Annotated in this window: 10 protein-coding genes; 5 read left to right on the forward strand and 5 right to left on the reverse strand. The window is 59.0% G+C overall.

Features of this window, described 5'->3' with window-relative positions:
* The first annotated feature begins 59 nt into the window (after positions 1–59).
* Entirely contained in the window at positions 60–647 is a 588-nt protein-coding gene (locus C7H09_RS19100) for a DUF6448 family protein (protein WP_240616665.1), read from the forward strand.
* An 85-nt stretch (positions 648–732) separates the two neighbouring features.
* Here the strand turns inward: C7H09_RS19100 and C7H09_RS19105 are convergent, their stop codons facing one another.
* Complete coding sequence (locus C7H09_RS19105; protein ID WP_106765641.1) at positions 733–2109, reverse strand: solute carrier family 23 protein; 1377 nt, start codon at positions 2107–2109, stop codon at positions 733–735.
* 92 nt (positions 2110–2201) lie between these two features.
* Positions 2202–3830, reverse strand: a complete 1629-nt coding sequence (locus tag C7H09_RS19110; RefSeq protein ID WP_106765642.1) for an acyl-CoA synthetase — start codon at positions 3828–3830, stop codon at positions 2202–2204.
* Between the two features lie 146 nt (positions 3831–3976).
* Between C7H09_RS19110 and C7H09_RS19115 the strand changes: the two genes are divergently transcribed.
* The 4 genes from C7H09_RS19115 to C7H09_RS19130 are packed head-to-tail and all read left to right on the forward strand — an operon-like array spanning position 3977 to position 7882.
* Complete coding sequence (locus tag C7H09_RS19115; protein ID WP_106765643.1) at positions 3977–5473, forward strand: PAS domain-containing sensor histidine kinase; 1497 nt, start codon at positions 3977–3979, stop codon at positions 5471–5473.
* Positions 5473–6129, forward strand: a complete 657-nt coding sequence (locus C7H09_RS19120; RefSeq protein WP_106765644.1) for a response regulator transcription factor — start codon at positions 5473–5475, stop codon at positions 6127–6129. The genes C7H09_RS19115 and C7H09_RS19120 overlap by 1 nt, the downstream gene beginning before the upstream one ends.
* A 42-nt stretch (positions 6130–6171) precedes the next feature.
* Positions 6172–7362: a BaiN/RdsA family NAD(P)/FAD-dependent oxidoreductase gene (locus C7H09_RS19125; protein ID WP_106765645.1), complete on the forward strand. Its 1191-nt coding sequence runs from the start codon at positions 6172–6174 to the stop codon at positions 7360–7362.
* 25 nt (positions 7363–7387) lie between these two features.
* Positions 7388–7882, forward strand: a complete 495-nt coding sequence (locus C7H09_RS19130; protein ID WP_206074364.1) for a DUF2478 domain-containing protein — start codon at positions 7388–7390, stop codon at positions 7880–7882.
* Here the strand turns inward: C7H09_RS19130 and C7H09_RS19135 are convergent.
* The 3 genes from C7H09_RS19135 to C7H09_RS19145 all read right to left on the reverse strand — a co-directional run bounded on the left by C7H09_RS19135 (position 7877) and on the right by C7H09_RS19145 (position 11867).
* Complete coding sequence (locus C7H09_RS19135) at positions 7877–9430, reverse strand: phospholipase D family protein (RefSeq protein WP_240616666.1); 1554 nt, start codon at positions 9428–9430, stop codon at positions 7877–7879. The genes C7H09_RS19130 and C7H09_RS19135 overlap by 6 nt on opposite strands.
* Before the next feature lie 9 nt (positions 9431–9439).
* Complete coding sequence (locus C7H09_RS19140; protein ID WP_240616669.1) at positions 9440–10303, reverse strand: universal stress protein; 864 nt, start codon at positions 10301–10303, stop codon at positions 9440–9442.
* Between the two features lie 76 nt (positions 10304–10379).
* A complete protein-coding gene (locus C7H09_RS19145; RefSeq protein WP_106765648.1) occupies positions 10380–11867 on the reverse strand; it encodes a SulP family inorganic anion transporter in 1488 nt (495 codons plus the stop codon).
* Between the last annotated feature and the right edge of the window lie 4 nt (positions 11868–11871).

The raw sequence follows: 11871 nt of genomic DNA on the forward strand, positions 1-11871 counted from the left end.
ACGTTCGGGTTCCGGTTTATCCGGAGCCTGTATCCGTCATCAAACGCGAGGAAATGTCCATGACAATCAAACTACGAAAAGCCACCTTTGCCACCAGCGCAACCTTCGTCCTGGGACTCCTGCTGACCAGCCAGGCTCAGGCACATTGCGATGCGATGGATGGCCCTGTCATTACCGAGGCCAGGGCAGCACTGGAGGCCGGTGATGTTACCCCTCTTCTGAAATGGGTCCCTGCTCAGAACGAAGCAGAGATCAGGCGTCTGTTCGCTGATGTCCGCGACATACGGAGCCAGAGTGAGAAGGTGCAGAAGATTGCAGACACACACCTGTTTGCAACGCTGGTAAAGGTTCACCGGGCATCCGAGGGCGCGCCCTACACCGGCATCAAACCCGCAGGCAACATTGATCCCGCCATCAAGGCTGCGGATGCGGCACTAAACAACGGCGAGATTAACCAGCTGATTGCGAAGATCACACACAAAATAGAAACCGGGATTCGGGAACGTTACGACCAGGCACACCTCTCGTTAAGCACGGCCAGCAAGGGTGTCGATGAAGGTCGTCACTACGTCACCGACTATGTGGATTACATTCATTATGTAGAAGCCGTTCACCATGCCGCCGGGGCAAGTGGGCACGGGCACTGAACTGGCCCCCAAAAAAAAAGGAAGGCACGAAGGCCTCCCAAGGACACACAGAGGGTAGATGCCGCCGAACACGGCGGCATCGGATTCAGTGTTCTTTGATGGGTTCAACACCCGGGGCTTCGGGGTCTGGCGTGAAGCCAAGCAAGCGGGTGCGCTCAATCAGGAAGTACAGCACCGCACCGGTGGCCAGGCCCCAGCCTGCACCGTACACCGCCAGGACTACACCCATGGTGCCGGCAATGCCACGCTCGGTGTTGTTCTCCAGCTGCTCCAGGCCCACCATCAGACAGATGTAACCGGTCAGCAGCAGGGTCAGCGACAGTGCAATCGGCAGTACCGGCTGGAAGAAGCTCACCAGCGGCAGTACGAACAGCGCAATGAAACCGGTAATCCAGAAAGTGCCGCCACCGCTGTAGATGGAGTCCATGGCGTTGCGGCCGTACTTGTAGCGCTCAGCCATAGTGGCGGTAACGGCCGTCCAGATCGGGCCAGCCAGGCCGGGGTATGGCGCGAAGAAGGCATGGCCACCGTTACGGATCGCCGTTACCAGGTGCACCCGGTCGATGCTGTTGTCGATGTCTTCGTCTTTACGCAGGTGATCCACACGGTTCATCAGGGACTGACCCACCACGATGTCACCGAAGGCAATCACATAAGCAATCACGGCGGTGGGAATCGCGTACAGGAACACGCTCATATCCGGGAAACCGACACTGAACGGCAGGTAGTTCCAGAGCTGGTCAAAAGCCGGTTTGGTGATGCCCCACTCCACATTCGGAACGTCGTACTCGCCCGTAGCAAAGCCCACCAGGATCGCAACCACCATGCCCGGCACCATGCCGTAGTTGGCAATCTTGCGGGCAATGTTGCTCTTGTCGACAAAGCCTTTGAACGACACCGAGAACATCAGGTACAGACACACCAGCCCACCGACAATCAGCGAGATCGGAGTATTCGCCAGGCGGCCACCGGCTTCAATCTCACCCATCAGAGCGGCGATACCGGCGCCAATGATGATGCCGCCTTTCATGGAACGGGGAATCCACTCCACCAGCTTGCTGCCCAGGCGGGTTACACCCAGGACCAGGAAGATGATGAAGACCAGAAACTGTAACGCGAACAGCGCCTGGATGGCCTCGGGGCCCGGCTCATAGTCAGAAAGGAACAGCAACACCACCGGAATACCGGGGGTGATCCAGCCAGGTACCAGCGGCACACCCAGCAAAGCGGGCAGCATAAAGCCGATGCCACACACCACCACGTAGGCCAGCGCCACGTCGTAGGGAACGCCCAGATATTTTTCCAGCAGCGGGATCATGGCCAGACTGACCACGAACATAATCAGCGCCTGCACCATTTCCGCAAATTCCCAGCGGTAATGGACAAACGGCAGTCGGACTTTGAAGGGACCAGCAGGCCAGTACGGCTGCTCTTCACCATTCTTTCTGTGGAACATTTGCATAACGAGACCTCCAGACACCGTGTTTCAGATGCCAGCCTGTGTTGTTTTTGTGGAGAGGTTGGCTGCGCCGGTGGGCGCAGCCGTTCAGAGAATCAGCTCAGCTCTTTGGCCTGGTCCCTCAAGACGAACTTCTGGATTTTGCCCGTTGAGGTCTTTGGCAGGTCGGTGAAGACCACGGTCTTCGGCACCTTGAACCGGGCCAGATGCTCCCGGCAGAAGTTGATGATGTCGTCCTCGGAGACATCACCGGCCTCCGGTTTCAGGGTAATGAAGGCACAGGGGGTTTCGCCCCATTTTTCATCCGGACGGGCCACAACCGCCGCCTCCATCACCGCCGGGTGACGATACAGCGTGTCTTCCACTTCGATGGTGGAAATGTTCTCACCCCCGGAAATAATGATGTCCTTCAGACGATCCTTGATTTCCATATAACCGTCTTCGTGCCAGACCGCCAGGTCGCCGGTGTGGAACCAGCCACCCCTGAAGGCTTCTTCGGTGGCCTTCGGGTTCTTCAGGTAGCCCTTCATCACGGTGTTGCCACGCAGGAAGATCTCACCAATGGTCTTGCCGTCTTTCGGCACTGGCTGCATGGTATTCGGGTCTGCCACCATGGTGCCGCTCAGCGTGTGGTAACGCACACCCTGGCGGGCTTTGATTTTGGCACGCTCCTGCAGCGGCAACTCATCCCACTCGGATTTCCACGCGCACACCGTCACCGGGCCATAGACTTCGGTCAGGCCGTATACGTGAGTCACCTTGATGCCCATCTCCTCAATGGAACCGATTACCTGCGCGGGGGGCGCCGCACCGGCGGTCATCGACTTCACTTCGTGATCGATACCAGCTTTCGCTTCCGGCGAGGCATTGAGCAGCGCGTTCAGAACAATCGGCGCGCCACACATGTGAGTTACCTGATGATCACGAATCAGCTTCAGAATCTTTTCCGGGTCTACCCGGCGCAGGCACACATGAGTACCGGCCATGGCCGTGATCGTCCAGGGGAAGCACCAGCCGTTGCAGTGGAACATGGGCAGCGTCCACAGGTACACCGGGTGCATACCCATAGACCAGACCGTCTGGTTGCCCAGGGCATTGATGTATGCGCCACGATGGTGATACACCACGCCTTTTGGGTTACCCGTGGTGCCGGAGGTGTAGTTCAGAGAAATGGCGTCCCACTCGTTGTCCGGGAAGCTCCACTGGAATTGCGGATCCCCTTCCTGCAGGAAGGCCTCGTAATCGAGATCACTCACCTGAACGCCCTCACCGTATTCCGGGTCGTCAACGTCAATCACCAGGGGCTTGTCTTCAAGGTGACTGACCGCTTCCTTGATAACCTCACCAAATTCGCGGTCGGCGATCACCACTTTCGCTTCACCGTGCTCCAGCATGAAGGCAATGGCTTCCGCGTCCAGACGCACGTTCAGGGTATTCAGTACCGCACCGATCATCGGCACCCCGAAATGGCACTCCACCATCGCGGGAATATTCGGCAGCATGGCCGCCACCGTATCACCGCGGCCAATGCCGCGACCCTTCAGGGCCGAGGCCAGGCGACGACAACGGTCGTAGGTTTCTGCCCAGTTGCGACGGATGGCACCATGGATAATCGCCGGGTAGTCCGGGTAAACGTTGGCGGTGCGCTCGATAAAATCAATGGGGGACTGGACGGCGTAGTTGGCGCCCTGGGGCTCAAGGCCCTTGTCAAAGATCGAAGTCATGTGTGGCCCTCTTACTCTGATGTTGTTTTTGTGGCGTATTCAGAAGAATCGCTAAAGCAGCTATACTCGGAATTGCCAAAAATAGTAGATCACAGAAACCTTACTAGAAACTCTACCATGGTATTATGGTACAAACACTATAAAAAATGACACCCACTACCAAGACGCCGAAAATCAATGCCTTACTCGACAGCGACCCACAGCCCGCGCTGCTTGTGGACAGCCAACTGCAGATCCAGGGCCTGAACAGCGCCGCCCAGGCTCTGGTACCCACCAGTATAGGCAGTACCCGCAAGCACCTGCTGCCCGTAAACTCGGCGGCGCTGGTGCAATCGGCACTGAGCCAGGGCCGGGCGATTGAAAATGTGGAAGCCCGGGTTGGTGACCGGATTTTGTTGTGGACGTTTATCCCGGTAGATGCCGCCCTGCTGCTGGCCCGTGGCCGCGATGCCACAGAGGAAGTGACCCGGCAGCAGCAGGCGGTGCGTTCGAACCGGCTTTACCGGCTGATTACTGAAAACACCACCGACCTGATCTCACGCCACGCTCCGGACGGGCGCTTTATCGACGCCACCCCGGCGTCCTGGCGCCTTCTGGGTTTCTGGCCTGAGGAACTCCGGGGCAAGGCTCTGGAAGAGATCTTCGAGGGCGAAAACGTAGCCGAGCAACTGGCCATTGCCCGGCACCGGTTGCGGGAAGATGGCTACGCCACCATGACCCTGGAAATTACCCATCGCAACGGCAACCGCCGCTGGTTCGAAATTGCCAGCCGCGCCATCCGGGAAACCTACACCGGCGCCGTGGTGGAGGTCATCAGTGTGTCCCGGGATATCACCGCCCGGGTTGAATCGGAAGAACAAAACCGGTTACTGGCCGACGAACTGGCCCACACCGCCCGGCTTGCCACTCTGGGCGAACTGGCATCGAGCATTGCCCATGAAATGAACCAGCCACTGGCCTCGATTGTAAATTTTGCCAGTGCCAGTCAGCGCTTCTTACGGGAGGCCCGGCACCAGCCAGACCGCCTGGCGAAAGTCGACGACGGCCTGCAAAAGATCGTGCACCATGCCAACCGGGCCTCGGAAGTGATCAAACGACTGCGGGCCTTTCTGCGCAAAGGCCAGAAACGTATGGCGCCGATTGCCCTGAATGCGGTGATCAGCGATGTGGTTCGCCTGTGCCACTGGGAGGCCGAGAAAAACGGCGTACGATTGCGCGAACACCTGGCTGCTGACACACCGGTGATCAACGCCGACCCGGTATTGCTGGAACAAGTGCTGATCAACCTCATCCGCAACGGTATTGAGGCCAACGTGGAAGCTAGCTCCCGGGGGCCCTCCAGAATCACCATCAGCACCTGCATCAACGAGCAGCAGGAAACCCTGATTCAGGTGACCGACGAAGGCACCGGCCTGGACGACGAAGGCATACGCCAGATGTTTCAGCCATTTTACACCAGCAAGCCCAAAGGCCTGGGGCTGGGCTTATCCATGAGCCGTTCAATCATTGAAGGTTTCGGTGGTTTTCTGGATGCTGTCCCGGCCAGTACCGGCGGCCTGTCCCTGATCTGCCGCTTCCCCCCCAATCAACACCGACAGGGCTGCAACCGAAACACCACCCCATCTTCAGGAGAAACCCCCTAATGCCCCAGAGCCAGACAACGCACACCAATACCGTGTACGTAGTGGATGACGACGCCGGCATGCTGGAATCCACCCAATGGCTGCTGGAGTCCGTGGGCCTGCAGGTAAAAGCTTACAGCGACGGGCGCCAGTTTCTGGATGCAGTGGAAACCCGGCGCCCCGGTTGCGTGGTACTGGATATCCGCATGCCGGGCCTGGGCGGACTGAACGTTCAGGAAGAACTGCAGAAACGGGGTATCGACGTACCCATTATCTTTGTGTCCGGCCACGCCGATGTGCCCATTGTGGTGCGCGCCTTCAAATCCGGTGCCTTCGACTTTATCGAAAAACCCTTCAACGAACAGTTGCTGCTGGACAGCGTGCAACAGGCATTGCAGGACGCGCCCGGCAACACCCCCGACTTCGTGCCTGACGGCAACACCGAAAGCCTACTGGCCAGCCTTACCCGCCGGGAAAAAGACGTATTCCTGCCCCTGGCTCAGGGCTACACCAGCAAGGAAATTGCCGAACAACTGGACGTAAGCGTAAAAACCATCGACCTCTACCGCGCCAGAGTAATGAAACGCCTGGGTGCCGAGCGCCTGCCGGATGTTACCGGGCTGGCGATTGCGGCGGGCTTGCTTGATCCCCTGGCTTTGCGTGCCGATGAGAATTGACTGATATACTGCCCACCGTTTTCCTCAACAGCGGGCAGTGGCATGGCAGGTTCTTCATCAGCATACGACGTGATTATTATCGGTGCAGGCGCAGCCGGGCTGATGTGTGCGGCTACTGCGGGTTACCGTGGCCGACGTGTGCTGGTGCTGGATCACGCCAACAAGCCGGGAAAGAAAATCCTGATGTCCGGAGGCGGGCGCTGCAATTTCACTAATCTGAACAGCACGCCTGCCAATTTCCTCTCGGACAACCCCCACTACTGCATCTCGGCACTGAAGCGATATACGCCCCAGGATTTTCTGGAACTGGTGGATCGCCATGGCGTGGACTACGAGGAAAAGGGACCCGGCCAACTATTCTGCCGGGACAGCGCCAAAGATATCCTGAACCTTCTACTCACCGAATGTGACTGGGCGGGGGCGGAAATCCGGTTGAAAACCCAGGTGCGGGAGGTGCGCCAGACCGGTGGCGGATATCAGGTGGCCACCAGTGGTGGACTGCTCACCTGTGATTCTCTGGTTGTCGCCTCGGGCGGCCTGTCGATTCCCACCATGGGCGCCACCGGCTTTGGTTACGAGCTGGCAAAACAATTCGGACTGCGAGTGTTACCCACCCGGGCGGGACTGGTGCCCTTCACGCTCCAGCCGGAGCTTAAACAACAACTGGCGCCGCTATCAGGCGTCAGTTGCCCGGTGGATGCTCACTGCCATAACCAGCATTTTCGCGAGCCCATGCTGGTGACCCACCGGGGCCTGAGCGGGCCTGCCATGTTACAGGTGTCCAGCTACTGGCACCCCGGGGACGATGTTCACATCAACCTGTTACCCGGGCGCAGCATTCAGGACGACCTTCTGGCGCTGCGTAAGGAAAAACCCCAGTCCACACTGGCCCAGTACCTCAACCAGCATCTGCCCAAACGCTTCGCGCAAGCATTCAATGAACTGCATGGCTGGCATGGCCCGCTGCAGGCCTGTCGTAATCAGGACATTGAACAGATCGCCAGCACCTTGGGCAACTGGTGCATCAAGCCCGGCGGAACCGAAGGTTACCGGACGGCCGAAGTCACCCTCGGCGGCATCGATACCCGCCAGCTATCCTCCAAAACCATGGCTACCCTCGACAGGCCCAATCTGTTCTTTATCGGCGAGGTGGTTGACGTTACCGGTCATCTTGGCGGCCATAACTTCCAGTGGGCCTGGGCGTCCGGAGTGGCGGCGGGTAATGAGGCCTGAAAATTCCAGATATAAGGGGAGTCTTATGCGTTTTGCAGCTGTTTTACACGAGGGCCATGGCAGCTGCGATGCGCTGATGCAGGCCGTTGTAGAACAACTAAAAGCAAGCCAGCTGCCCATTCGTGGTCTGCAAACCTGGCGCGGCAAAGACCCGAACGGGCGATTGCCGATGCTGATTCAGGATATTCACACGGGCGATATCTATCCAATTTCTCAGCCCCTGGGTAGCGGATCTCAATCCTGCAGCCTGAATCCCGGCGCACTGGCCAATGCCAGCGCCGTGTTGCGCGCAGCTTTAGCAGATAAGCCGGACCTGGTCATCGTGAACCGTTTCGGGAATATGGAAGCCAAAGGCCAGGGGTTCGCTGCCGAAATGTTGGCTATCATGGCGGAGGATATTCCGGTTCTGACCGTTACCAGCCATCAGTATCAGCAACAGTGGCTGGCATTCACCGGCGAGCAGGGCGGGCTTTTACCACAGAGTATCGACACCATACTGCAGTGGGCAAAAACACTATAGATACTTCTCAATCGGCAACCAGGACAACACCCGCGACATGGCCCTGCGCCAGAAGCCGACCCGCGGCTCGTGGGCAAACTGCTGAGCGCCGCCGTGCCAGAGCAGACCGCCCTGGTCATCCAGGGTTACCTGCCAGCTGTTCTCCGGCTCCATGGCATAGCGGATGTCGTCGGCCACCTGCCCGGCCAGTTCCGGGCTGCGGATGATCAGCACGGTTTCACCGTTCAGGTAGATAGACCGAAGGTTTACGTTGAACGAACCGATAAACAGGGTTTGCCTATCGAACACCACCGCCTTGGAGTGCAGGCTCACTTCGCCCGCCCGACAAGCAGCATTCGCCGCCACCCAGCGGTGGCAGGCCGGGGCATCCGGGCGCAGTTCGTGTAAATCGATGCCTTGTCGCAGCATGGCTTTTCGCCAGCGGGCGTAGCCGGAGTGGTTGGTGACCAGATCATTGGTGGCCAGGGAATTGGTCAGCGCGGCAACGTCGACTTTACTGTTGCCGAAGCTGTCCATAATCTTCATCTGCTGGTCATCCAGAACCAGATAGGCAGACTCAATGAGAATTTCGGAACGGGCGCTATCCATCAGGCGGTACAGCGCTTGTGCCGTTTGCTGGGGCTTGTCGGCCGGGGCGGCAGGGTCTTCCGGGGGTGGGTCGAACACTAGGTCGGCAGGCGCCTGCACCAGGCTATTAAAACTCTCCACCAAATAACGGCGGGCAGTGTCCCGGTCAGCCGGCGGCGTAACCACCAGATGTTGCGACCCGGCCACCGCCAACGTCGCCAGATCCGGTTCCGCGCTGTGCGCTTCCGGGCGTTCATAAAGCGCCGCCAACGGCAGTGTCCAGGCACTGCGCCAGTAGGCCTCGAAGTTGTCGGTCATGGCATTGGCCAGATCGCCAAGCACCAGTACGTCCCGATCCCGGAAATTCAGGGTCGGGTGCTGGTCGAAATAGCCATCACCGATATTGCGGCCACCGGCAATGCCTGCCAGCCCGTCGGCCACAAAGGTTTTATTGTGCATGCGCCGGTTAATGCGATCGAAATCGGTAATGAACGACAGCCAGCGGCCAAAACCGTCCCGGGCGCGGGAGGGGTTAAAAATACGGACATCAATGCGGTGGTGGGCATCCAGCAAGGCAAACAGGGATTCCTTGCCGGCAACGTTGATGTCATCCAGCAACAGTCGAACCACCACGCCCCGGTCGGCCGCCGCCACCAATCGGCTGGCCAGGTAGCGGCCAGTGGCGTCGTCGTTCCAGATGTAATACTGGGCATCAATGCGCTGACGGGCGGTTTCAATCAGCGCCGCCCGGGCCTCGAAGGCCTCCTGCCCGGTGTTGAGCAAGCGAACAGACGCCAGGCCTTCGGCTCCATGAGCTTGAGCCTGGTCTTGCAGAAACCGGTCAGGTTCCGAACTTACCGGTAGCTCCGGCCCGTGTTCCATGGGTCTGATGCCTCCTGCACAACCGGCAAGCGCCAGTGCCAGCAACAGCGTGAATACACGCCCGGCAATGACACTGGTTGAACACTTCAGGGTTCGCAAACCGGCGCCTTATCTCAGGATCACCAGCGGCTTGCGCGCGGTTTTCAGCATAGTTGTGGTGGTGCTGCCCACCAGGAACTGGCGAATCCGGGAGTGGCCGTAAGCCCCCATCACCAGCATGTCGATGTCGTGTTCATCCTGATAGGCGTGCAGGGTAGGCTCCACGTCACCCTGGCGAATGGCGGCGGTAATCTCCACGCCGAGGCCCGCCAGCACATCCTTGGCGCTCTCCAGTTGCTGCCGAGTTTCCGCGGTGTCCTCACCCACCATCACCAGATGCAGAGGCATTCCCCGCAGCACCGGGCTGGCCGCAATCATATTGATCCCTTTGAACGCCGTGGCGCTGCCATCAAAGGCAACCATGGCACTGCGAGGTTCTGAGTAATCATCAGGCACCAGAAGCACCGGGCGATGAACGCTGCGAATAACGGTCTCCAGCTGGCTTCCGATATGCACATCCCGGTCGGAACTGCTTTCGCCATGCAGCCCCATCACGAACAGGCGAGTGTCGCCTTCGAGCGCTGTCAGGGCCTCCGCCAGCTTGTCGTGGCGCTGGCGTTTTATGGTCTCAGCAATACCGGCCTGCTGCACCCGCGCCTCGGCCTCATCCAGCAAATGATGGCCATGCTCCAGGGCCAGTTTGGCGCGTTTGCGATCCAGCTCGGCCAGTTCATCCAGCAGTTGCTCCCGACTGCCCAGGCCAATATTGCCGGCCAGATCCGGCTCCGCCGGGTAGTGGTCTTCACTCAGCACGTGCAGCAGCATCAGCGGCGTGTTCATGTGCCGGCTGGCCCAGGCCGCATAATCACACACCGCAGGCGCCGCCCGGGAGCCATCAATACAGGCCACTACTTTCAAATTCGCTGCCGACATATCTGCCTCTCGTTGCGGGTGGTTCCGGCGTTCAGTATCGCCGCGATTACTGCCGTTGTCGCGGGCCCAGGTCATGTTAATGGCCCATCAACTGATCGACCGACTCCGGCTTGTCATGCACCCCAAAGCGGTCAACGATGGTGGCACTGGCTTCGTTCAGGCCAATCACTTCCACATCCGAGCCTTCCCGGCGGAACTTGATCACCGCTTTATCCAGAGCGCCCACGGCGGTGATGTCCCAGAAGTGCGCACGGCTCAGATCTATCACTACGTTATCGACCGCTTCCTTGAAGTCAAACGATTCCAGGAATTTTTCCGAGGAGCTGAAGAATACCTGGCCGGTTACGGTGTAGCGGCGGGTGTTGCTGGCTTCCTCCAGCTCCGACGTCACTACCATGTAGTGGCCCACTTTATTGGCGAAGAAGAGTGCTGCCAGCAGCACACCGGCCAGTACCCCGAACGCCAGGTTATGGGTGGCCACCACGACAATCACCGTCACCAGCATGACAATGTTGGTGGACACTGGATATTCCTTCAGATTGCGGATGGAATCCCAGCTGAAGGTACCAATGGACACCATAATCATCACCGCCACCAGCGCGGCCATGGGGATCTGCACCAGCCACTGATCCAGCACCAGCACCAGAATCAGCAAAAAGACACCGGCGGTCAGGGTCGACAGACGGGTTCGGCCACCGGATTTCACGTTAATCACCGACTGACCGATCATGGCACAACCGGCCATACCGCCCAGCAAACCGGCGCCAATGTTGGCGATGCCCTGGCCCTTGCACTCCCGGTTGCGGTCGCTGGTGGTGTCGGTGAGATCGTCCACTATGGTGGCGGTCATCAGCGATTCCAGCAGACCCACCACGGCAAGCCCCACCGAGTACGGCAAAATGATCATCAGGGTTTCCAGATTCATCGGCACATCCGGCCACAGGAAGATCGGCAAGGTATCCGGCAGCTCGCCCATATCGCCCACCGTGCGGATATCCAGCCCCAGCATCATCGAGACAAGGGTCAGGCCAACAATGCATACCAGCGGCGAGGGAATCAGTTTACCGATGGTCGGTATCAGCGGAAACAGGTAGATAATGCCCAGCCCGGCCGCGGTCATGGCGTACACGTGCCAGGTAACGTTGGTCAGTTCCGGTAGCTGGGCCATGAAGATCAGAATGGCCAGGGCGTTCACAAAGCCGGTGACCACCGAGCGGGAAACAAATCGCATCAGGCCGCCGAGCTTGAGGAAACCGGCGGCGATCTGGATCACACCGGTCAGCAGCGTCGCCGCCAGCAGGTACTGCAGGCCATGGTCTTTCACCAGGGTCACCATCAGCAGCGCCATGGCGCCGGTGGCCGCCGAGATCATGCCCGGGCGACCACCGACAAAGGCAATGATCACAGCGATACAGAAAGAGGCGTAAAGGCCGATTTTGGGGTCAACCCCTGCGATAATGGAAAAGGCGATGGCCTCGGGGATCAGGGCCAGCGCAACAACGGTGCCGGCAAGCAGATCGCCGCGAACGTTGGAAAACCAGTTTTGCTTGAGTGCATTCACCATGAAT

The sequence above is a fragment of the Marinobacter fuscus genome, assembly GCF_003007675.1.
In the GTDB taxonomy this organism is placed as follows: Bacteria; Pseudomonadota; Gammaproteobacteria; order Pseudomonadales; family Oleiphilaceae; genus Marinobacter; species Marinobacter fuscus.